23 protein-coding genes are annotated in these 21,586 nt (G+C 57.5%); 11 read left to right on the forward strand and 12 right to left on the reverse strand.

Going from position 1 to position 21,586, the window contains the following annotated elements:
- Positions 1-8: 8 nt before the first annotated feature.
- The 7 genes from potI to nfsA all read right to left on the reverse strand — a co-directional run bounded on the left by potI (position 9) and on the right by nfsA (position 6,790).
- Complete coding sequence (potI, locus tag ADJ24_RS17950; protein ID WP_023310934.1) at positions 9-854, reverse strand: putrescine ABC transporter permease PotI; 846 nt, start codon at positions 852-854, stop codon at positions 9-11.
- A complete protein-coding gene (potH, locus tag ADJ24_RS17955; RefSeq protein ID WP_023310933.1) occupies positions 851-1,804 on the reverse strand; it encodes a putrescine ABC transporter permease PotH in 954 nt (317 codons plus the stop codon). Before potH ends, potI begins: the two co-directional genes overlap by 4 nt.
- A gap of 10 nt (positions 1,805-1,814) precedes the next feature.
- Complete coding sequence (gene potG / locus ADJ24_RS17960) at positions 1,815-2,948, reverse strand: putrescine ABC transporter ATP-binding subunit PotG (RefSeq protein WP_023310932.1); 1,134 nt, start codon at positions 2,946-2,948, stop codon at positions 1,815-1,817.
- Between the two features lie 143 nt (positions 2,949-3,091).
- Positions 3,092-4,204 (reverse strand): spermidine/putrescine ABC transporter substrate-binding protein PotF, encoded by a 1,113-nt coding sequence (gene potF / locus ADJ24_RS17965; RefSeq protein WP_023310931.1) that lies wholly within the window; start codon positions 4,202-4,204, stop codon positions 3,092-3,094.
- 351 nt (positions 4,205-4,555) lie between these two features.
- Positions 4,556-5,032, reverse strand: a complete 477-nt coding sequence (locus ADJ24_RS17970; protein ID WP_014169308.1) for a YbjN domain-containing protein — start codon at positions 5,030-5,032, stop codon at positions 4,556-4,558.
- Positions 5,033-5,095: 63 nt separating this feature from the next.
- Positions 5,096-5,998, reverse strand: coding sequence for a 30S ribosomal protein S6--L-glutamate ligase (rimK, locus tag ADJ24_RS17975; RefSeq protein WP_023310930.1), 903 nt, complete (start codon positions 5,996-5,998; stop codon positions 5,096-5,098).
- Positions 5,999-6,067: 69 nt separating this feature from the next.
- Complete coding sequence (gene nfsA / locus ADJ24_RS17980) at positions 6,068-6,790, reverse strand: nitroreductase NfsA (protein WP_023310929.1); 723 nt, start codon at positions 6,788-6,790, stop codon at positions 6,068-6,070.
- A 184-nt stretch (positions 6,791-6,974) separates the two neighbouring features.
- On the opposite strand from nfsA, the gene ADJ24_RS17985 reads away from it, so the two are divergent.
- Positions 6,975-7,244 carry a GrxA family glutaredoxin gene (locus tag ADJ24_RS17985; protein ID WP_006809455.1) on the forward strand — a complete coding sequence of 90 codons (270 nt, stop codon included), beginning with the start codon at positions 6,975-6,977 and terminating at the stop codon, positions 7,242-7,244.
- Positions 7,245-7,273: 29 nt separating this feature from the next.
- Here ADJ24_RS17985 and ADJ24_RS17990 read toward each other — a convergent pair whose 3' ends face one another.
- On the reverse strand, positions 7,274-7,648 hold the full coding sequence (locus ADJ24_RS17990; RefSeq protein ID WP_023310928.1) for an inner membrane protein YbjM: 375 nt from the start codon (positions 7,646-7,648) through the stop codon (positions 7,274-7,276).
- A gap of 273 nt (positions 7,649-7,921) precedes the next feature.
- On the opposite strand from ADJ24_RS17990, the gene ADJ24_RS17995 reads away from it, so the two are divergent.
- The 4 genes from ADJ24_RS17995 (at position 7,922) to arsC (ending at position 11,953) form a co-directional block, all read left to right on the forward strand.
- Entirely contained in the window at positions 7,922-9,607 is a 1,686-nt protein-coding gene (locus ADJ24_RS17995) for an aspartate:alanine antiporter (RefSeq protein WP_023310927.1), read from the forward strand.
- Positions 9,608-9,858: 251 nt separating this feature from the next.
- On the forward strand, positions 9,859-10,179 hold the full coding sequence (locus ADJ24_RS18000) for a metalloregulator ArsR/SmtB family transcription factor (protein ID WP_023310926.1): 321 nt from the start codon (positions 9,859-9,861) through the stop codon (positions 10,177-10,179).
- A 40-nt stretch (positions 10,180-10,219) separates the two neighbouring features.
- Positions 10,220-11,509 carry an arsenic transporter gene (locus tag ADJ24_RS18005; protein WP_023310925.1) on the forward strand — a complete coding sequence of 430 codons (1,290 nt, stop codon included), beginning with the start codon at positions 10,220-10,222 and terminating at the stop codon, positions 11,507-11,509.
- A 12-nt stretch (positions 11,510-11,521) separates the two neighbouring features.
- Positions 11,522-11,953 (forward strand): glutaredoxin-dependent arsenate reductase, encoded by a 432-nt coding sequence (arsC, locus tag ADJ24_RS18010; RefSeq protein WP_023310924.1) that lies wholly within the window; start codon positions 11,522-11,524, stop codon positions 11,951-11,953.
- A 21-nt stretch (positions 11,954-11,974) separates the two neighbouring features.
- On the opposite strand, the gene ADJ24_RS18015 is transcribed toward arsC, so the two are convergent.
- Positions 11,975-12,526: a TetR/AcrR family transcriptional regulator gene (locus tag ADJ24_RS18015; protein ID WP_023310923.1), complete on the reverse strand. Its 552-nt coding sequence runs from the start codon at positions 12,524-12,526 to the stop codon at positions 11,975-11,977.
- 81 nt (positions 12,527-12,607) lie between these two features.
- Between ADJ24_RS18015 and ADJ24_RS18020 the strand changes: the two genes are divergently transcribed.
- Entirely contained in the window at positions 12,608-13,822 is a 1,215-nt protein-coding gene (locus ADJ24_RS18020) for an MFS transporter (RefSeq protein WP_023310922.1), read from the forward strand.
- Complete coding sequence (locus ADJ24_RS18025; protein ID WP_023310921.1) at positions 13,812-14,624, forward strand: Cof-type HAD-IIB family hydrolase; 813 nt, start codon at positions 13,812-13,814, stop codon at positions 14,622-14,624. The genes ADJ24_RS18020 and ADJ24_RS18025 overlap by 11 nt, the downstream gene beginning before the upstream one ends.
- A 90-nt stretch (positions 14,625-14,714) precedes the next feature.
- Here the strand turns inward: ADJ24_RS18025 and ADJ24_RS18030 are convergent, their stop codons facing one another.
- Positions 14,715-15,947 carry an MFS transporter gene (locus ADJ24_RS18030; protein WP_023310920.1) on the reverse strand — a complete coding sequence of 411 codons (1,233 nt, stop codon included), beginning with the start codon at positions 15,945-15,947 and terminating at the stop codon, positions 14,715-14,717.
- Between the two features lie 168 nt (positions 15,948-16,115).
- Between ADJ24_RS18030 and ADJ24_RS18035 the strand changes: the two genes are divergently transcribed.
- The 3 genes from ADJ24_RS18035 to deoR all read left to right on the forward strand — a co-directional run bounded on the left by ADJ24_RS18035 (position 16,116) and on the right by deoR (position 18,286).
- Positions 16,116-16,844 (forward strand): phosphatase PAP2 family protein, encoded by a 729-nt coding sequence (locus ADJ24_RS18035; protein ID WP_023310919.1) that lies wholly within the window; start codon positions 16,116-16,118, stop codon positions 16,842-16,844.
- Positions 16,845-16,851: 7 nt separating this feature from the next.
- Complete coding sequence (gene ybjG, locus ADJ24_RS18040; protein WP_023310918.1) at positions 16,852-17,460, forward strand: undecaprenyl-diphosphate phosphatase; 609 nt, start codon at positions 16,852-16,854, stop codon at positions 17,458-17,460.
- A gap of 67 nt (positions 17,461-17,527) precedes the next feature.
- Positions 17,528-18,286 (forward strand): DNA-binding transcriptional repressor DeoR, encoded by a 759-nt coding sequence (deoR, locus tag ADJ24_RS18045; RefSeq protein WP_008503427.1) that lies wholly within the window; start codon positions 17,528-17,530, stop codon positions 18,284-18,286.
- A 97-nt stretch (positions 18,287-18,383) separates the two neighbouring features.
- Here deoR and dacC read toward each other — a convergent pair whose 3' ends face one another.
- Positions 18,384-19,589: a serine-type D-Ala-D-Ala carboxypeptidase gene (gene dacC / locus ADJ24_RS18050; RefSeq protein ID WP_023310917.1), complete on the reverse strand. Its 1,206-nt coding sequence runs from the start codon at positions 19,587-19,589 to the stop codon at positions 18,384-18,386.
- Between the two features lie 240 nt (positions 19,590-19,829).
- On the opposite strand from dacC, the gene ADJ24_RS18055 reads away from it, so the two are divergent.
- A complete protein-coding gene (locus ADJ24_RS18055; protein WP_023310916.1) occupies positions 19,830-20,456 on the forward strand; it encodes a glutathione S-transferase family protein in 627 nt (208 codons plus the stop codon).
- Here the strand turns inward: ADJ24_RS18055 and ADJ24_RS18060 are convergent, their stop codons facing one another.
- Positions 20,457-21,575 carry a PQQ-dependent sugar dehydrogenase gene (locus ADJ24_RS18060; protein ID WP_023310915.1) on the reverse strand — a complete coding sequence of 373 codons (1,119 nt, stop codon included), beginning with the start codon at positions 21,573-21,575 and terminating at the stop codon, positions 20,457-20,459. It lies immediately after the preceding gene.
- Between the last annotated feature and the right edge of the window lie 11 nt (positions 21,576-21,586).

Below are 21,586 nucleotides of genomic sequence, written 5' to 3' on the forward strand. Positions count from 1 at the left end.
TAAATCCTTCAGCCGCGTCTTGCACGCTGGATATCGCGCACGCGCTGCTTTTCCGCGCGCGCCATCAAATACCAGGCGATAAATCCGACAATTCCGACCACGCCGAGGATGATGGAAGCCAGGGCGTTAATCTCCGGGTTGACCCCCATGCGCACGCTGGAGAAGACCAGCATCGGCAGCGTCGTCGCGCCCGGTCCGGAGACAAAGCTGGCGATAACCAGATCGTCCAGCGACAGCGTAAACGCCAGCAGCCAGCCGGAGATCACCGCCGGCATAATCATCGGCAGGGTGATGATGAAAAAGACCTTCAGAGGCGTCGCGCCAAGATCCATCGCCGCCTCTTCAATGGAGCGATCCAGCTCGCGCAGGCGCGAGGAGATCACTACCGCCACGTAGGCCGTACAGAAGGTGACGTGCGCCAGCCAGATGGTGAGCATGCCGCGATCCGCCGGCCAGCCGATGGCGTGCGCCAGGGCCACGAACAGCAGCAGCAGCGCGAGTCCGGTGATCACGTCCGGCATAACCAGCGGCGCGGTGATCATAAAGGCGAACCCGTTTGAGCCGCGAAAACGCCCGAAGCGCACCATCACCAGCGCGGCGATCGTGCCCAGCACCGACGCCATTGTCGCCGCCAGGGCGGCAATCGTCAGGCTCAGCCCCACCGCGCTCATCATCGCATCGTCGTGGAACAGCTCGCTGTACCAGCGCGTCGACCAGCCCGCCCAGACCGTTACCAGCTTAGAGCTGTTGAACGAGTAGATCACCAGCATCAGCATCGGCGCATACAGGAAGGTAAAGCCAATCACCAGGATCGCAATTCGCCACGGGGAGCGCACTACCGGTAAGTTGTTCATCCGTGATCTCCCATCTGTTTCTGCTGATGCTTGTGGAACCACATGATCGGCACGATCAGCAGCAGTAGCATCACGATCGCCACCGCCGAGGCCACCGGCCAGTCGCGGTTATTGAAGAACTCCTGCCACAGCACGCGGCCAATCATGATGCTGTCCGGGCCGCCGAGCAGTTCCGGGATCACAAACTCCCCGACCGCCGGGATAAAGACCAGCATTGACCCGGCGATAATGCCGCCTTTGGTCAGCGGGACAATGACGCTGAAGAAGGTTTTTAACGGGCGGGCGCCAAGATCGAGCGACGCTTCCACCAGCGAATAATCAATGCGCGTCAGGGCCGTATAGATCGGCAGCACCATAAACGGCAGGTAGGCGTACACAATGCCGATATAGACCGCGAGGTTGGTGTGCAGGATCGTCAGCGGCTGATCGATAACCCCGAGCCACATGAGAAAATTATTCAGCACGCCGTTGTTTTTCAGGATCCCCATCCAGGCGTAAACGCGGATCAGGAACGAGGTCCACGACGGCAGGATCACCAGCAGCAGCAGGATGTTACGCGTCGACGGTTTGCTGTGCGCCACCGCCCACGCCAGCGGGTAGCCCATCACCAGACAGCAGAGCGTCGAGATCGCCGCCACCTGCAGCGACTGCAGATAGGCTTCGAAATAGAGCGGGTCGTCGGTGAGCTGCAGGAAGTTGCCGAGATTAAGCGTCAGCGTCAGCTGCCCATCGGCCCAGTCCAGCAGGTTGGTGTAAGGCGGTATCGCCCGCGCCATTTCCGCCAGGCTTATCTTGAAAACAATCAGAAACGGCAGCAGAAACAGAAGGATCAGCCACACGTACGGCATGGCGATCACCAGCTTGCGGCCGTGTTTCATCTGCATGCGCGTCAGCCAGCCGGCGGCGCCGACCGGTTTGCCTGCGCGGGCTGGAGGTTCAAGTGTACTCATTGGCCGCTCCTTATACCGTCAGCACGACGCAACTGTCAGCGTCCCAGCACAGGCGCACTTCGTCACCCCAGGTCGGCTGCCCCTTGCGGTAGCGATGTTCGTTCTGTAGCTGCGCGCTGAGCATCTGCCCGCTTTTCAGCCGCACGTGGTAGATAGACAGGTCGCCCAGATAGGCAATGTGCACCACTTCGCCCACGGCAAAGTTATAGCCATCGGCAGGCGGATCCTCGCAGAGCATGATTTTCTCCGGACGCAGCGCGACGTAGACCGGCACGTTATCCACCACCGAGTTGTCAGGATCGACCTTAAGCGGATGCTGCAGCCCCGGCGATTCGATGACCAGGCCATCCTCCTGACGATCTTTCAGCAGCCCTTCGAAAACGTTGACCGAGCCGATAAACTCCGCGCTGTAGCGGGTCGTCGGGTGCTCGTAAATCTCTTCCGGCTCGCCAATCTGCACGAACTTCCCGCGGTTCATGATCGCGATACGCCCGGCCATGGTCATCGCCTCTTCCTGGTCGTGGGTGACCATCACGCAGGTCACCCCCACGCGCTCGAGGATATCCACCACTTCGAGCTGCATACGGTCGCGCAGCTTTTTATCCAGCGCGCCCATCGGTTCGTCGAGCAGCAGCAGTTTAGGGCGTTTTGCCAGACTGCGGGCCAGGGCCACGCGCTGGCGCTGGCCGCCGGAGAGCTGGTGCGGTTTGCGCTTCGCGAACTCCTGCATGTGCACCAGACTCAGCATTTCGGCCACGCGCGCGTTAATTTCGGCCTTCGGCAGCTTGTCCTGCTTCAGGCCAAAGGCGATGTTCTGCTCCACCGTCATGTGCGGGAACAGCGCGTAGGACTGGAACATCATGTTAATCGGGCGCTGATACGGCGGCACGCTGGAGAGATCCACGCCATCGAGCATGATTTGCCCGGCGGTGGGCTGTTCAAAACCGGCCAGCATACGCAGCAGGGTCGATTTACCGCAGCCAGAAGCCCCCAGAAGGGCAAAAATTTCGCCTTTATAGATAGTCAGGCTGACGTCATCCACGGCATGCTGGCCATCGAAAGATTTGGTGAGGTTACGAATTTCAAGAAGCGGGGTCAGCGCTTTACGGACTTTCGCCTGCGGGCGGGGGATCGCGTCATTCACGGGGTGTTCTCCGGCATAGATCAGTACTGGTGCAAACGCACCGTCAGGGTGCGCATCGCCGGGCGGCGCTAACGCTTGCCCGGCCTACGGGTTGTAAAGGCCCGGTAAGCGATAGCGCCACCGGGCAACAATACCCAACGCCGTTATTTACCGCTTTTCACCTTGGTCCACGCGCGGGTACGCACGCGGTCAATTTTTGGATCCTGAACTTTCAGGGTGAAGAGCTTGGCGAACACATCCGCTGGCGGATAGATAGCCGGGTTATCACGGATTTCTTCGCTTACCAGCGGCAGGGAGGCCTTGTTACCGTTCGCGTAGTAAACGTGGTCACTGATGTGGGCGATCACCTCAGGGCGCATCAGGTAGTTGAGGAACTGATACGCTTCGTCTTTGTTTTTGGCGTCAGCCGGCATCGCGAAGACGTCGAAGAACGCCAGCGCCCCCTCTTTCGGAATGAAGTAAGAGACGTTCACACCGTTTTTCGCCTCTTTCGCGCGGTTAGCCGCCTGCCACACGTCTCCAGCCCAGCCGATCGCGACGCAGATGTCGCCGTTCGCCAGGTCGTTAATGTACTGAGACGAGTGGAAGTAACGAATGTTTGGACGCAGCTTCAGCAGCAGATCGGTCGCCGGGCCGGTGTAATCATCGGCTTTACTGCTGTTCGGGTCTTTGCCCAGGTAGTTCAGCACGGTCGCGAAAATCTCTTCCGGCGCATCGAGGAAGGAGACGCCGCAGCTTTTCAGCTTCTCAAGGTTTTCCGGCTTCAGCACCACGTCCCAGCTGTCCAGCTTGACGTCCGGGCCCAGCACCGCTTTGACTTTATCCACGTTGTAGCCGATACCGGTGGTCGCCCACAGGTAAGGCATCGCGTATTTGTTGTCCGGGTCATGCTTCGCCACCAGCTTCAGCACTTCCGGATCGAGATTTTTCCAGTTCGGTAACTTGCTCTTGTCCAGAGGCTGGAAGACGCCTGCCGTCAGCTGACGCTCCAGGAAGCTTGCGGAAGGCACCACGAGGTCAAACCCGGTGCTGCCCGCCATCAGTTTTCCTTCCAGCACTTCGTTGGAATCGAATACGTCGTAGACCACTTTAATGCCGGTCTCTTTTTCAAAATTCGCCACCGTGTCCGGCGCAATATAGTCAGACCAGTTGTAAACGTGCAGCGTTTTTTGTTCCGCAGCGAGCGAGCCGGCAGAGACGGCCATCAGAGCACCCGCAACCAGACCCGATAACCATTTTTTATTCAAGGCGATCATATCTTTATTCCTTCTGAAAGCTCGTTAACAAACGAACTAAAACTGTGCAATCTGAAGATATGCAATAATCATGCATAGTTTGTCGCTCTGCCCAAAATAAAAAGAAACCTCTTTACCCGGCAGCTTCCGCTCGCTTTTTTAAGCATCGCAAGAATAACTGTAGCCCGTGTCTCCGGCTATAGCCCAGACGAAAAAACGCCTTTTATCAATTTTTTATGCAGGTTATGTCTACGTGATAAGCCGAAACGGCCTTCAGGGAGGTGAAAAACTCTTTAAAGAAAGGTTAAAAGCAGCAGAAAAAATGGCCTTCTGCAGCCGCTATGGCAGCGACTGCGCAAAAGTCAGACAGGCTTAGTGAAGAAAATTGGGAGATGCATCATTATTCTCTGCATCATCTTCCGCGCTATACAGCAGATGGTGTGCATTGGCTTCCATCATGACCATGGAAATTTGCTCTTCGCTCAAGCGCATAAACCAGGAGAACTGCTTGAACGACAGCCCGGCACCGGAGAATAAAGACTGGCAAACGACCAGTTTTGGCAGATTATCATCCTGTATGTCGAGAAATGCTTTCACCGTCAAAGAACTGGCGTTGATCGCTGACAGGTCGGAGGCCAGCGCCAGCAGCGCGGACGGCTTCACTTCGGCCAGCGCGGAGAAAAGGATGACGTCGTTAATGAGATCGATTTTGGCATCGAAAATGCCGTCGAAATTCTGCATATGAGGCAGATGCAGCGCCTGGCAGGAATCGCATTCGAAGAACGTAATTCCGGCATCATCAAGCCATTGACGTAACGTATCCAGTGTTGGTACGACCTGTAAATCCATCGCTGTGCAGCCTCTTCAATATAATCTGTGCATAGGGTACGCAAAAAGTGCGTTCAATACCATTTAACCGCCCGTTTTCAGACAGTAGCCCGGCGTGGCATGACGCTCGATCCATGCGATCATTTTACCCGCAATATCGACTCCTGTGGTTTTTTCCACGCCTTCCAGCCCCGGCGAGGCGTTCACCTCCATGACCAGCGGCCCGCGCGTCGCCCGCAGAAGGTCTACGCCCGCCACGTCCAGCCCCAGGGTTTGCGCCGCTTTGACGGCAATTTCCCGTTCGCGATCGCTGATATCCGCGATTCTTGCAATGCCGCCCCGGTGAAGGTTAGAGCGGAAATCGCCCTCTTTCGCCTGGCGCTCAATGGCCGCCACCACCTCATTGCCGACCACGAAGCAGCGAATATCGCGCCCTTTCGCCTCTTCGATGTACTCCTGCACCAGGATGTGCGCATTGAGGCCCCTAAAGGCGTCAATCACGCTCTCCGCCGCCTGACGCGTTTCCGCCAGCACCACGCCAATGCCCTGCGTGCCTTCCACCAGCTTAATCACCAAAGGCGCGCCGCCCACCATATCGATAAGATCGCTGGTGTCGTCCGGTGAATGGGCAATCCCCGTGACGGGGAGATCGATCCCCTGACGGGCGAGGAGCTGCAGCGAGCGCAGCTTGTCGCGGGCGCGGGATATGGCGACGGATTCGTTGAGCGGATAGCTGCCCAGCATCTCGAACTGGCGCAGCGCGGCGGTGCCGTAATAGGTTATCTGGGAGCCGATGCGGGGGATCACGGCATCAAAGTGCGGCAGCTTGCGGCCTTTGTAGTGAATCGACGAGGCGGCCGGGTCAATGTTCATATAGCAGGACATCGGGTCGAGGATCTCAACCTGATGCCCGCGTTTCGCCGCCGCGTCTCGCAGGCGCTTACATGAATAGAGCGTTCCATCCCGGGACAATATGGCAATTTTCACCCTGCACCTCTCTGAAGACATGGAAAAAGCCTGCATATCATATACGCAGGCAGGCGCAGGCGGAATGGACTATCGCGTCGCCCAGCCCTGTTTGTGCAGGTAATCAAGAATAAACGGGCGGTTTTCTTTAATGATGGTGCGACGAATATGGTCAGTCCAGGTATCGCGACGGTTATTGCTGCCGCGCGTCAGGTAGTAGTTCGCCAGTTCTTCATCATATTGATTCAGGACGTCCTGATCGACCGGCTGGTAGTGGTTTTCGTGCACCAGCATGGCGGCAGGAATGCGCGGCTTCAGATCCGGGTTATCCGCAGGCCAGCCGAGGCACAGGCCGAACAGCGGCAGAACGTGTTTTGGCAGCTTCAGCAGCTCGGTCACGCTTTCAATGTTGTTACGCAGGCCACCGATGTAGACGCCGCCCAAACCCAGCGACTCCGCCGCCGTAAAGGCGTTTTGCGCCATCAGTGCGGTATCCACCACGCCCAGCAGCAGCTGTTCGGCCAGCCCCAGCTCTGCCTCAGGGCAGATCTGCAGGTGGCGGTTAAAGTCGGCGCAGAACACCCAGAACTCCGCGGCCTGGGCCACATGCTTCTGCCCGCCGGTCAGCGTGACCAGCTGTTCACGCATGCCCGGATCGGTGATGCGGATAATCGAGCTGCACTGCAGGAAGCTGGAGCTTGAGGTCGCCCTTGCGCTGTTAATAATCGCTTCGCGCTGCGCCTCGGTAATCGGCTCATTGGTGAAGTGGCGAATGGAACGGTGGGATGTGAGCAGGTCTATGGTTGGCGTCATCTTGTCTCTCTTTGTCTTGCTTAAACCGTATGGCAGCCAGTATAGGCAATGATTTGCGCGGTGTAATTGGCGAAACATAGCCTTACTGTATCAAAGCGACAGGCGAAACCTTCTTTAATGGCGGCAGGTTATCGGGCACTATATGTCCTATTCGCCGTCAGGCTTGTTTTTTGAGGAGAGAGAAATGTTTGCAGTAATTTTTGGTCGTCCAGGGTGCCCTTACTGTGTGCGCGCGAAAGAGCTGGCTGAGAAACTGACCGAAGAGCGCGATGACTTCAACTTCCGCTACGTGGATATCCACGCGGAAGGCATCACCAAAGCGGATCTTGAAAAAACCGTCGGCAAGCCGGTTGAAACCGTACCGCAGATCTTCCTCGATCAGAAACACATCGGCGGCTGCACTGACTTTGAAGCTTACGCCAAAGAGCATCTGGGACTGTTTGCCGCTCAGTAATGCGAAGACGCCCTCACCCTGAGGGCGTTTTAATTATGGTGCCGTCGATGCTTAATCAGACTGCACACAAACAAATAGCACAGCGCGCCGAGGGCGCACCAGAAGACGCCGCTCAGCAACCACGCCAGCTCCTGCCAGAAACTTCGCGTTGATACATACAGCATGCGCATCAGCAGCAGACACAGCGGTGCCGCCAGCATTGCGCCAATAAGCGGCTTGACCACCTCCCCTTTACGGGAAAGAAAACTGGCAGCGGCTCCCGGCAGGGTAAAAAACAGCAGCCCCAGCTCCGGGTGTCCGGCTGCCCTGAATGCCCCTTTCACATTAAAAGCGAGCGACATGCACACGACGGTAAACAGCAAAAAACAGCTGATCACCCCCGCCCAGTTTCGTTTAATGTTCAAACTATCCTCCTGACTTATCTCTATCAAATACACCTTCGTCGGGTAGACGCCCAGTCAGATAAAGCAGTGCGGCAATCCTTGCCAAAGTACGCACAGGGTGATGCGATAATAGGTAGCTGTCAGTAGCTAATACGATTAAACTATCGGCCAGCTAATGTTTTAGGGAATAAATTAGGTAACAGGGAGGGTTGAACGCGTTCCCTGGCCCAGAAAACAGTAGCCCAAATAGTCCTTTCATTCAACAACTTACTGGTAAACAAGAAGTTAGCCTCCGTGAATATAAACGTCGCAGACTTGTTAAATGGGAATTACATCCTGTTATTATTTGTGGTACTGGCGCTGGGCCTTTGCCTGGGTAAATTGCGCCTGGGTTCAGTTCAACTTGGTAATTCCATTGGCGTTTTAGTGGTTTCCTTATTATTAGGCCAGCAGCACTTCAGCATTAACACGGACGCGCTCAACTTAGGCTTTATGCTGTTTATTTTTTGTGTTGGCGTGGAAGCGGGACCGAACTTTTTTTCAATTTTCTTCCGCGACGGCAAAAATTATCTGATGCTGGCGCTGGTGATGGTCGGCAGCGCGCTGCTGATCGCGTTAGGGCTGGGTAAACTGTTTGGCTGGGATATCGGGTTAACGGCCGGTATGCTGGCAGGCTCCATGACCTCCACCCCCGTGCTGGTGGGTGCCGGTGATACCCTTCGCCATTCCGGCATGGCCGGCGCGCAGCTCTCTACCGCGCTCGATCACCTGAGCCTGGGCTATGCCCTGACCTATCTGATTGGTCTGGTTAGCCTGATCGTCGGCGCGCGCTACCTGCCAAAACTACAGCACCAGGATCTGCAGACCAGCGCCCAGCAAATCGCGCGCGAGCGCGGTCTCGATACCGATTCCAAACGTAAAGTCTATCTCCCGGTAATCCGCGCCTATCGCGTCGGGCCAGAGCTGGTGGCATGGGCTGACGGCAAAAACCTGCGCGAGCTGGGGATTTACCGCCAGACGGGCTGCTATATCGAACGTATCCGCCGTAACGGCATTCTGGCGAACCCGGACGGCGACGCGGTGCTGCAGATGGGCGACGATATCGCGCTGGTGGGTTACCCGGATGCCCACGCCCGTCTCGACCCGAGCTTCCGTAACGGCAAAGAGGTGTTCGACCGAGACCTGCTCGACATGCGTATCGTCACCGAAGAGATCGTGGTGAAAAACCATAACGCCGTGGGCCGCCGTCTGGCGCAGCTGAAGCTGACCGACCACGGCTGCTTCCTCAACCGCGTGATCCGCAGCCAGATTGAGATGCCTATCGACGACAACGTCGTGCTCAACAAAGGCGACGTACTGCAGGTCAGCGGCGACGCACGACGCGTGAAAACCGTTGCCGACCGCATCGGCTTTATCTCCATCCACAGCCAGGTCACCGACCTGCTGGCCTTCTGCGCCTTCTTTATCGTTGGCCTGATGATCGGAATGATTACCTTCCAGTTCAGCAACTTTAGCTTCGGCATCGGTAACGCCGCCGGGCTGCTGTTTGCCGGGATCATGCTGGGCTTCCTGCGAGCCAACCACCCAACCTTCGGCTACATTCCGCAGGGCGCACTGAACATGGTGAAAGAGTTCGGTCTGATGGTCTTTATGGCGGGCGTGGGCTTAAGCGCGGGAAGCGGTATCGGCCACAGCCTGGGCGCCGTCGGCTGGCAGATGCTGGTGTCCGGACTGATCGTCAGCCTGGTGCCGGTCATTATCTGCTTCCTGTTCGGCGCCTACGTGCTGCGCATGAACCGCGCCCTGCTCTTTGGGGCAATGATGGGCGCGCGTACCTGTGCGCCAGCCATGGAAATCATCAGCGATACCGCACGCAGCAACATCCCGGCGCTAGGCTATGCGGGCACATATGCTATCGCTAACGTGCTGCTGACGCTGGCGGGTACGCTGATCGTTATCATCTGGCCTGGACTCGGATAACTCCTAAGTTTGCGCGCGGGGAAAATATTTTCGTTACGCGCAGAACTTTTTTATCAGGGGGCAGTCATAACTAGTGCCACTGCTTTTCTTTGATGTCCCCAATTTGTGGAGCCCATCAACCCCGCCGTTTTGGTTCAAGGTTGATGGGTTTTTTGTTGCCTTAAATTCACCTTCCTCTATTCTTTTCTTCTCTCTTGCCACGAAAACACATATGATTAAACATATATAAAATCACACCTGCAGGAAATCCCATGCTCCACCCGCTCCAGCTCTTCAAAACCCTCTCCGACGAAACGCGGCTCGCCATCGTCATGCTGCTCCGCGAAGCGGGCGAACTGTGCGTCTGCGATCTCTGCGTCGCGACCGCCGAGTCGCAGCCTAAGGTCTCCCGCCACATGGCGCTGCTGCGCGAGTCCGGGCTGGTTATCGATCGCCGTGAAGGGAAATGGGTCCATTACCGTCTCTCTCCCAACATGCCTGCGTGGGCGGCAGTCGTTATCGACAACAGCTGGAACTGCCTGCGGGAAGAGACGCGCATGAAGCTGAAAAATCGACTTTCAGGCTCGTGTTGATAACAATATATTCACAAAAACAGATATAACGGAGTAAGCGATGTTTCTGGCAGGAGCGATTTTTTTATTCACATTGGTACTGGTCATCTGGCAGCCCAGGGGACTCAGTATCGGCTGGAGCGCGACCATCGGTGCCGTGCTGGCGCTGGCCAGCGGCGTGATTCACATTAACGATATACCTGTGGTGTGGAATATCGTCTGGAACGCTACGGCGACGTTCATTGCCGTCATTATCATCAGCCTGCTGCTGGACGAGTCCGGCTTTTTCGAGTGGGCGGCGCTGCACGTCGCCCGCTGGGGGAACGGTCGCGGGCGATTGCTGTTTACTTATATCGTGCTGCTGGGTGCAGCCGTGGCGGCGCTGTTTGCCAATGACGGCGCGGCGCTGATCCTGACGCCTATCGTCATCGCCATGCTGCTCGCGCTGGGGTTCAGCAAGCAGGCCACGCTGGCGTTTGTGATGGCAGCAGGTTTTATCGCCGATACCGCCAGCCTGCCGCTGATTGTGTCCAACCTGGTCAACATCGTGTCGGCAGACTTCTTTAAGCTGGGGTTCAGCGAATACGCCTCGGTGATGATCCCGGTAGATATCGCCGCGATTGCCGCAACGCTGGTGATGCTGCATCTGTTCTTTCGCAAGGAAATCCCCCCGAAATATGACCTGGCAAAACTCCGCGAGCCCACTCGGGCAATTCACGATCTCCCGACGTTCAGAACGGGCTGGATTGTGCTGCTGCTACTTCTCGTCGGCTTCTTCGTGCTTGAACCGCTCGGCATTCCTGTCAGCGCCATTGCGACCGTCGGCGCGCTGATTTTATTCGCCGTCGCAAAACGCGGACATGCGATAAACACCGGAAAAGTGCTGCGCGGCGCACCGTGGCAAATCGTCATCTTCTCGCTGGGGATGTATCTGGTGGTGTATGGCCTGCGCAATGCCGGGCTGACGGAATATCTCTCAGGCGTACTGAATAGCCTGGCCGGACACGGACTGTGGGCCACCACGCTGGGAACCGGGTTCATCACCGCGTTTCTCTCATCCATAATGAACAATATGCCCACGGTGCTGATTGGCGCGCTCTCCATCGAGGGCAGTACGGCGACAGGATTGATTAAGGAAGCGATGATTTACGCCAACGTGATTGGCTGCGATCTGGGGCCGAAAATCACGCCTATCGGCAGCCTCGCCACCCTGCTCTGGCTCCACGTGCTGGCGCAGAAGAACATGACGATCACCTGGGGCTACTATTTCCGGACGGGCATCATTATGACGCTGCCGGTCCTGTTTGTGACGCTCGCCGCGCTGGCGCTACGTCTCTCCTTCACACTGTAATGAGCCACTGATATGAGCCACATCACCATTTATCACAACCCGGCCTGCGGAACCTCGCGCAACACGCTGGAGATGATCCGCAACAGCGGCACCGAGCCAGAGATTATCCTCTATCTGGAAACCCCGCCGTCGCGCGATACGCTGACCGCTCTGATTGCCGAGATGGGCATTTCAGTGCGGGATCTGCTGCGTAAAAACGTGGAGCCCTATGAACAGCTCGGCCTTGCTGAAGATAACTTCACCGACGACCAGCTTATCGATTTTATGCTGCAACACCCGATCCTGATTAACCGTCCGATCGTGGTGACGCCGCTGGGCACCCGCCTCTGCCGCCCGTCTGAAGTCGTCCTCGACATCCTGCCGGATGCGCAGAAAGGGGCGTTTACGAAAGAGGATGGCGAAGCGGTGGTGGACGCCAGCGGGAAAAAAATCGAACACAGGTAAAACTGGCAGGGCGAGTGTTACCTAAGGATTCCCCTCGCCCGCAATTCTCCCCACCATAGCCCGGATCTCTTCGCGGGTTAACGGCGCCCGGTCGGTCACGTAGTGCAGCGTCATCCCTTCAATAAACGCGTCCAGCGCGCGGGTGGTCACCGGGTCGAACCACTGCTCCAGCGTGGTCTGGCTCATCTTCATCCAGTCCTGCATCACCGTTTTGAGCGCCGCGCTGCGGTGCATAAAGGCATAGAGCTGATACATCAGCGCCATGTTGTGCGGCGTGGTCACCTGCGAGCTGTGGATCAGCGTGGTGATGGATTCGCACGCCATTTCCGGCCCGGTGACGCCCGCGAAGAAATCCCGGTACTGCTTCGACATCTGGCGGGTAAACCACGTGAAGGCCTCCTCCAGCAGCGGCTCCATACCGTCGAAATAGTAGGTCATCGACCCCAGCGGCACGCCCGCGCAGGTGGCGATTTTACGGTGCGTGACGGCGTGAATGCCGTGTTCGGCGATGGTATCGAGCGTTGCCTGCAGGATCTTCTCCCGGCGATGCGGATCGTTCGGTGGTCTGCTCATAAATTCCTCACGTGGTTTGTGTACAAATGTACACAAACTTGCTAGTGTTGTCGCTATTGTTGTACTTCTGGTGCTATCCCGATGACGCTGACCTCTCCCCGTAAAGCCCTGCAGCGACGCCTGTGGGCGCTGTTTATGTTCTTCTTCATTCCCGGTCTGCTGATGGCCTCCTGGGCCACGCGCACCCCCGCCATTCGCGATATTTTGTCCGTCTCTACCGCCGAGATGGGCATCGTGCTGTTCGGCCTGTCGATAGGCTCCATGAGCGGCATTCTCTGCTCCGCGTGGCTGGTAAAGCGCTTCGGTACGCGGGCGGTGATCCGCACCACCATGTGCTTTGCCGTGTTCGGAATGGGAATATTAAGCGTGGCGCTGTGGTTTGCCTCGCCGGTGCTGTTCGCCCTGGGCCTGACGGTATTTGGCGGCAGCTTCGGTTCGGCGGAAGTTGCTATCAACGTGGAAGGGGCGGCGGTCGAACGTGAGATGAATAAAACCGTGCTGCCAATGATGCACGGTTTTTACAGCCTCGGCACGCTGGCCGGTGCGGGCGTGGGGATGGCATTGACGGCCACTGGCGTGAGCGCGAATCTGCATATCCTGCTGGCGGCGCTGGTGTGCATCATTCCGATCCTGACCGGCATCCGGGCCATCCCGGACGGCACCGGTAAAAACTCCGCAGACGAACAGCACTCGGCTGAAAAAGGGCTGCCCTTCTACCGCGATTTCCAGCTGATGCTGATCGGCGTGGTGGTGCTGGCGATGGCGTTCGCCGAAGGTTCCGCCAACGACTGGCTGCCGCTGCTGATGGTGGACGGTCACGGCTTTAGCCCGACCTCCGGCTCGCTGATTTACGCCGGGTTTACGCTGGGGATGACCGTCGGGCGCTTCACCGGCGGCTGGTTTATCGACCGCTACAGCCGCGTGGCGGTGGTGCGCGCCAGCGCCCTGCTGGGCGGCCTGGGTATCGCGATGATCATCTTTGTGGATGTGGACTGGATTGCCGGCGTCTCGGTGATCCTCTGGGGGCTGGGCGCGTCCCTCGGCTTCCCGCTGACCATTTCAGCCGCCAGCGACACCGGCCCGGATGCCCCGACGCGCGTCAGCGTGGTGGCGACCACGGGCTATCTTGCCTTCCTGGTCGGGCCGCCGCTGCTCGGCTTCCTCGGCGAGCACTACGGGCTGCGCAGCGCCATGCTGGTGGTGTTAGGGTTGGTCATTATCGCGGCGCTGGTGGCGCGCGCGGTGGCAAAGCCGGAAACGAATCAAACGACACTGGAGAAGGGATATGAGCGTTAAACTGATCGCCGTCGACATGGATGGTACTTTTCTGAGCGATGCCAAGACCTATAATCGGCCGCGCTTTCTGGCGCAGTACGCCCGCATGAAGGCGCAAGGCATTCGCTTCGTGGTCGCCAGCGGCAACCAGTATTACCAGCTGATCTCCTTTTTCCCGGAGATTGCGCATGAGATTGCGTTCGTCGCCGAAAACGGCGGCTGGGTCGTAAGCGAAGGTGAAGACGTCTTTAACGGCGAACTGTCGAAAGCCCATTTCGAAACCGTCGCGAACGTGTTAGACGAGGTTCCGGGCATTGAGATTATCGCCTGCGGGAAAAGCAGCGCGTACACGCTGAAATGCTATGACGAGGGCTTTAAGGAGATCGCGGCGAAGTACTATCACCGTCTGGAAATAGTGAGTAATTTCGACAACCTGAACGATATTTTCTTCAAGTTCGGGCTCAACGTGTCTGACGATGAAATTCCGCGTATTCAGGCGCTGCTGCATGAAAAGCTGAGTGACATCATGGTCCCCGTCACCACCGGCCACGGCAGTATCGACCTGATCATCCCCGGCGTGCACAAAGCCAACGGCCTGCGGATCCTGCAAAAGCGCTGGGGCATTGACGATAGCGAAGTGGTGGCCTTCGGCGACAGCGGCAACGACGTGGAGATGCTGCGCCAGTCCGGTTTCAGCTTTGCGATGGCGAATGCCAGACCGCATATCAAAGCGGCAGCGCGTTTTGAAGCGCCGCATAATAACGATGAAGGCGTTTTAAACGTGATTGAGAAGGTGTTGAACGGGGAGGCGCCGTTTAATTGACCGGTGCGGTCTGGTGCCCTCACCCTAGCCCTCTCCCACAGGGAGAGGGGACTGTTCCGTGCTCGCCAACAGGAAGAGGGAATAAACAGGTTAAGGTTGCAGGGCGTTCCCGACGCGTTTGTCTTTCAGGAACACCACCATCAGGCCAACCCACAGCACGCCGTTGGCGAGGTTAAACAGGCTGAACAGCCCGTTGCCGCCCATCGCGTAGGCATGCTTGCTCACTTCGATACCGACGGTAAAAATAAGCATCTGCAGCATCCCCATCGCAGCTGACACCGTGCCTTTACTCATCTCGCTGGCAAACAGCGTCAGGCGCACCAGCCCGGCGTTGGCCACGCCAATCCCGAAGGCATAAAGACTGAGCCCCGCCGTCATCCACAGGTAGGCGTGGGATGACGCGACGGTCGCCACCGCAGCCAGAATCAGCCCTGCCGCAATCGGCCAGCCGCCCATGATAATCAGGGAACGCACGGTGCGTCGTGACGTCAAACGTGCCAGCACCAGGTTCCCGATAATCAGCGCGCCAAAGATCGGCACCTGCAGCAGGCCATACTCGTAGCTGCTGAGCTTTTCACCGCTGATGATAATGACCGGCGACTGCGCGATCCACGCCAGCAGCGGCAGGCTAACGAACCCGGTCGCCAGCGCGCCCGCCACAAAGCGGCCGTTCTTCAGCACCTCTTTGTAATCCCGACCCAGCTCTTTCAGCGAGAGTTTCTCGCCGATGCGGGTGGCCGTTTCCGGCATCGCCCGGTGCAGGCCAAAGAACGCGATGCCGGCAAGAACCGCAAAGAGGACAAACATCCCTTCCCACGGCGCAACGTGCACCCACGCGGCACCCACCAGCGGCCCGAGTAAGGGGGCGATCAGCGCCACGTTCGCCATCAGCGCGGTAATTTTGATACACACCGCCTCCTCAAACGACTCCTGAATGGCGGCATACCCCACGGCGCCGATAAAGCACAGGCTCACCCCCTGCAGGAAGCGCAGCAGGGTAAATTGTTCAATGTTTTGCGCCAGCAGCGTGGCGAGACAGGTGACGATAAACCACACCACGCCCGTCAGCATCACCGGACGGCGGCCAATACGATCCGACAGCGGCCCTAACAGCCACTGTAAAAACATGCCGCCGGCCAGATAGGCGGTCATGGAGGTCGGCACCCACTCAATACCCGCGTTGTACTGCGCCACAACGGCCAGCATACCGGGCTGGATCATATCGTTGCCGATATAGGTAGAGAATTCGTAGAGCACCAGACACAGAGGGAAAAGCAACGCCTGACGACCCAGACGTGAACCAGAAGAAGAACGGTTTAACATGCAATCTCTTTATAATGACAAAATCGCGACGAGTTTAATGAAATGCCGCAGCCCGAGATAGTGATTTATCGAGGATAAACAGAAATAAAGCACATATCGTCTTCGTTTAAGGTTTCCTTAAGTTGACACTTTTATGATAGCCCGATTACTCGTCAACGATCCCAAATTATGGCACTCACCTCCAGCCGTTCAGAATTGTCTAACTTACAGACAAATAAGACAAAACGACTTTACCGCTTACCGGGCCGCTTTTATGGTTATCAGCTTTTCGTACTGATCGCCCTTGCCGTGGTGTTTACGTGGCTATCGCGCAGTGAAGCGCTCGACAGATGGATCACCTCCTTTTGGTATGACGCGGCAACGCAGAGCTTTCCGCTGCAGAAGGACCACCTGCTGGATCTGCTGAACCACCGCCTGGCGAAGTACATCGCCATCGGCTTAGGCGCCGTGGCGCTGTTTTACGGCGCCTACAAGCGCAACGCAAGGCTGGTGACGGCGGCGCTGCTGATGGGCGTTGGCGCGCTGGTGGTAGGCGTGCTGAAAAGCGTGAGCCATCACAGCTGCCCGTGGGATCTGGTGGAATATGGCGGTAAGGCTATGTCTTATCCCCTGTTCAGCGCCGTCCCTGCTGACAGCGGTCCGGGGCGCTGTTTTCCCGGCGGTCATGCCTCCAGCGGCTTTATGGTGATGGGGCTGTTTTTTGCCTTCTGGCGCGAGCGTCCGCGTCTCGCCTGGTGCTTCGTCGCGCTGAGCGTGGTGTTAGGTCTGGCGATGGGCTACGGCCAGGTCATGCGCGGGGCGCATTTTTTCTCTCACAACCTGTGGGCCGGGTGGTGGGTCTGGTTTTCCCAGGTGGTTGTCTACGGACTTATTTCCACCCGGTTTGCTAAAGAGTGATAACGCTATGTTAGAGAATCTGAATTATCAGCTGTTTTATCTGATCAACGCCACGCCAGCCTCGCCTGAGTGGACGATCGATTTTGCCACCTTTCTGGCAAAAGATCTGATCAGCATCGTGCCTGCACTGGCTGCGATTCTCTGGCTGTGGGGGCCCCGCAGCCAGGTGAAGGCGCAGCGCCAGCTGGTGATTAAAGTGGCGATGGCGCTCGGGGTAAGCGTCCTGGTCAGCTACATTCTCGGCCATGTCTTCCCGCACGATCGTCCTTTTGTCGATCATGTCGGCTATACCTTCCTGCACCACGCGCCGGATGACTCGTTCCCGAGCGATCACGGTACGGTGATCTTCACCTTCGCGCTGGCTTTCCTGTTCTGGCATCGCCTGTGGTCCGGCGCGGTCCTGATGGTGGCGGCCCTGGCAATCGCCTGGTCTCGCGTTTACCTGGGCGTTCACTGGCCGCTGGATATGGTGGGCGGTTTCCTGGTCGGGATGATTGGCTGCGTGAGCGCGGCTATCCTGTGGAGCCTCTTCGGTGAAGCGCTCTACCGCACGCTGTCTTCGCTCTATCGCGCCATTTTCGCTATCCCGATCCGCAAAGGCTGGATACGTGACTAACCCCAACCTGACAGGTTACACTTGAACCCCCGCCCTGCGGGGGTTCACTTTTTTATCCCGAGGAACTATGGAAACACGTCGCGATGACCGCATTGCTCAGCTGCTACAGGCGCTGAAGCGCAGCGATAAGCTGCATCTTAAGGAAGCCGCCAACCTCCTCGGCGTCTCAGAGATGACCATTCGTCGGGATCTGAACAGCGAAAGCGCGCCCGTCGTGCTGCTGGGCGGGTATATTGTGCTTGAGCCGCGTAGCGCCAGCCATTACCTGATCAGCGACCAGAAGACGCGCCTGGTGGAAGAGAAGCGTAAGGCCGCCCGGCTTGCGGCCTCACTGGTACAGCCGCACCAGACGCTGTTTTTTGACTGCGGAACCACCACGCCGTGGATTATCGAAGCTATCGACAGCAGCATCCCTTTTACCGCCGTGTGCTACTCCCTGAACACCTTTCTGGCGCTGCAGGAGAAACCCGAGTGCCGGGTGATCCTCTGCGGCGGCGAGTTTCACGCCAGCAACGCCATCTTTAAGCCGCTTAACCTGCAGGATACGCTCAGCAATCTCTGCCCGGATATCGCGTTTTATTCCGCCGCGGGCGTCAACGTGCGTCAGGGCGCGACCTGCTTTAACCTGGAAGAGCTGCCGGTGAAACACTGGGCGTTAAGCGCGGCGCAGTATCATGTGCTGGTGGTCGATCACAGCAAGTTTGGCAAAGTGCGTTCGGCAAGAATGGGCGAACTGGCGCAGTTTGACGCCATCGTCAGCGACTGCCGCCCGGACGACGAGATTGTGGCCCACGCGAAGGCGCAGCAGGTGAAGTTGATGTATTAAGAGGGGTGCGGTCTGACGCCCTCACCCCGGCCCTCTCCCTGTGGGAGAGGGAGAAAAAACACAGGCCGGGTAAGCGCAGCGCTACCCGGCAAAAAACTTAGCTGAACCAGCTGCCAAACCACCCGTGGAATTTCATCATCACGAAATCCCACATCCGGCTGAAGAAGCCGCCCTCTTCCACCGCTTCCATCACAATCAGCGGACGCTGTTCAATCGACTTACCGTTAAGCTGGAAATCAATCGTCCCGACCACCTGGCCCTTTTTCAGCGGCGCGGTGAGCTGCGGGTCGGTCAGGGTATAGCTGGCCTTCAGGTTTTTCAGCTGACCGCGCGGAATGGTCACCGAGCCGCCTTCACCCGCCCCGAGATTGACTTCACTCTTGTCGCCAAACCAGACGCGCTGGCTGACGAACGTGGCATCCGGTTTAATCGGCGTCACGGTCTCATAGAAGCGGAAGCCCCAGGTCAGCAGTTTTTCTGACTCATTAAAGCGAATACGGTCGGTTTTGGTGCCCAGCACCACCGAAATCAGGCGCATGTCGCCCTGGGTCGCGGAGGCCACCAGGTTATAGCCCGCGCCCGCCGTGGTGCCGGTTTTCATTCCGTCCACGTTAACGTTGCTGCTCCACAGCAGGCGGTTGCGGTTCGGCTGACGGATTTTATTGAAGGTAAACTCTTTCTCTTTGTGGATGGCGTATTCATCCGGCACGTCGTGGATAAGCGCTTTCCCCAGCAGCGCCATGTCGCGCGCGGTACTGAACTGTCCCGGTGCATCCAGACCGTGAACCGTTTTGAACGTGGTGTTGGTTAAGCCCAATTTCTGCGCGTAGCCATTCATCAAACCAATGAAAGAATCCTGACTGCCGGCAACGTAATCGGCCAGCGCGATACATGCATCATTTCCCGACTGAATAATTACCCCTTTGTTCAGATCGGAAACGGAGACCTGATCCCCCGGCTTCAGGAACATCACCGAAGAGCCCCGCAGCGCCGGGTTGCCGGTCGCCCACGCGTCCTTACCGATGGTCACCATATCGTCCAGCTTGATCTTGCCCGCTTTCAACGCCTGGCCTACCACATAGCTGGTCATGATTTTGGTCAGGCTTGCCGGATCGAGTTTCTCATCCGCATTGCCTTCCGCCAGCACTTTACCGCTGGAATAGTCCATCAGGATCCAGGCGCGCGCATCCACAGGCGGCGCTTCGGGCGCAGCCTGTTCAGCTGCGTAGAGCGTTGGTGCAAACAGGAAAAGGAGCGCAGAGCCTGTCGCAAGGCTGCGCAGAGAAGTCATTTTACGCGTCATAAATGCCACCCGAGTGTCCATTCAAAAATTACGTCACATCACCGTGTCGCAAGAAGCGATGAGTAATAGCGCACTAAAACGGTTAAAGAAACCCAACGAGGGTAAAGTTATTAAAGTTTATGCAATAACATTCAGATACGCTTTGATTCAGACGATTTTTTTGTCTTCTGTTGCGTAATTGTTAGGTTTATCTCACCATGGCGAAAGCTGACCCGGATTCACATCTCATCAGGAGTAAATATGATTACGCTTTGGGGCAGGAACAACTCGACCAACGTTAAGAAAGTGCTCTGGACGCTCGAGGAGCTGGATTTACCGTTCAATCAAATCATGGCCGGCATGTCGTTCGGCGTGAATAAAGAGGCCGACTATCTGGCCATGAACCCGAACGGCCTGGTGCCGCTGCTGCGCGATGATGAAACCGACGCGACGCTTTGGGAATCTAACACCATTGTGCGCTACCTCGCCGCCCAGTATGGTCAAGGGCGTCTGTGGGTAGAAAACCCGGCGCAGCGCGCCCAGGGCGAAAAGTGGATGGACTGGGCGAACCAGACGCTATCCCCGACCCACCGCGTGATCCTGATGGGACTTATCCGCACGCCGGAAGCCGAACGCGATTATCCCGCGATTCACGCCGCGCAGGATGCCTGCGAAAATCTTTTCGCGATGATGGATGACGAGCTGGCGAAGCACGCCTGGTTCTCCGGCGAGGCGTTCGGCACAGGCGATATCGCCGTTGCGCCGTTCGTCTGGAACCTGACCAACATGGGCCTGAAGTGGGCGCCGCGCCCGCACCTTGAGCGCTGGCTGAAACAGCTGAGCGATCGCCCGGCGTACCGCAACGTGGTAATGATCCCGGTCACCTGATTACGCACCGGACGGGCTGACTTTTAACAGCTGCCCGTCCGTCTCGTCGGTCAGCACATATAAATAGCCGTCCGGCCCCACCCGCACATCGCGAATACGTTTATCCCGGTCGCCCAGAATTCGCCCGTCCTCCGTTACCTTATTGCCCTCCACGCTCAGCACGATAACGTCCTTTTCCTTCAGCGCGCCGATAAACAGCTTGTTTTTCCACTGCGGGAAGACGTCGCTGTTGTAAAACGCCATACCGCTCACGGCGGGCGACACTTTCCAGACGAACAGCGGTTTTTCGGTTCCCTCAACGTGTTCGCCTTTGGCTTCAGGAATTTTCAGACCGCTGTAGTTAATGCCGTGCGTCGCCAGCGGCCAGCCGTAGTTCTTTCCTTTCTCCGGAATGTTGATCTCATCCCCGCCGCGCGGGCCGTGCTCGTTCAGCCACAGCGCGTCGCTCCAGGGATTCATCGCCATCCCCTGCGGGTTGCGAATGCCGTAAGACCAGATTTCGGGTCGCACGCCGGGGGTATTCACAAACGGGTTATCCGGCGGCACTTTTCCGTCTTCGGTGAGGCGCACCACTTTACCCTGCAATTTATCCAGATCCTGCGCCGTCGGACGCTGGTTGTTCTCGCCGAGTCCGATAAAGAGCGAGCCTTTGCCGTCGAATACCAGCCGCCCACCAAAATGGTTATCGGTGGAGAGTTTCGGCATCTGGCGGAACACCACCTGGAAGGCTTCAATGCGCGTAAAATCATCGCTTAACCGGCCATAGCCCACCGCCGTTCCGGCTTTACCGTCACTTCCTGCTTCGGCGAAGCTCAGCCAGATGCGGCGCGATTTTTCAAAATCCGGGGCGAGGACTACGTCCAGCAATCCTCCCTGACCGTTTGCCCAGACCTTCGGCACGCCGACAATCGGATCGGACAGCCCTTTTCCGGCCTGCCAGCGTTTGAGCTGACCGCCCTTCAGGGTCACCAGCAGGCCTTTATTGTCCGGCAGAAATGCCAGAGACCAGGGATGATCGAGTTTGTTTTGCAGCACCTCGACCTTGACCGCCTCCGGGGCAGCAAGAAGCGAAAACGGAATGAACAGCGCAGGCAGGGAAATTAGCGAGGATCGAGGCATAACGCGCTCCT

Origin of the sequence: Enterobacter sp. 940_PEND (assembly GCF_001059415.1) — a bacterium.
Lineage (GTDB): Bacteria > Pseudomonadota > Gammaproteobacteria > Enterobacterales > Enterobacteriaceae > Enterobacter > Enterobacter cloacae_M.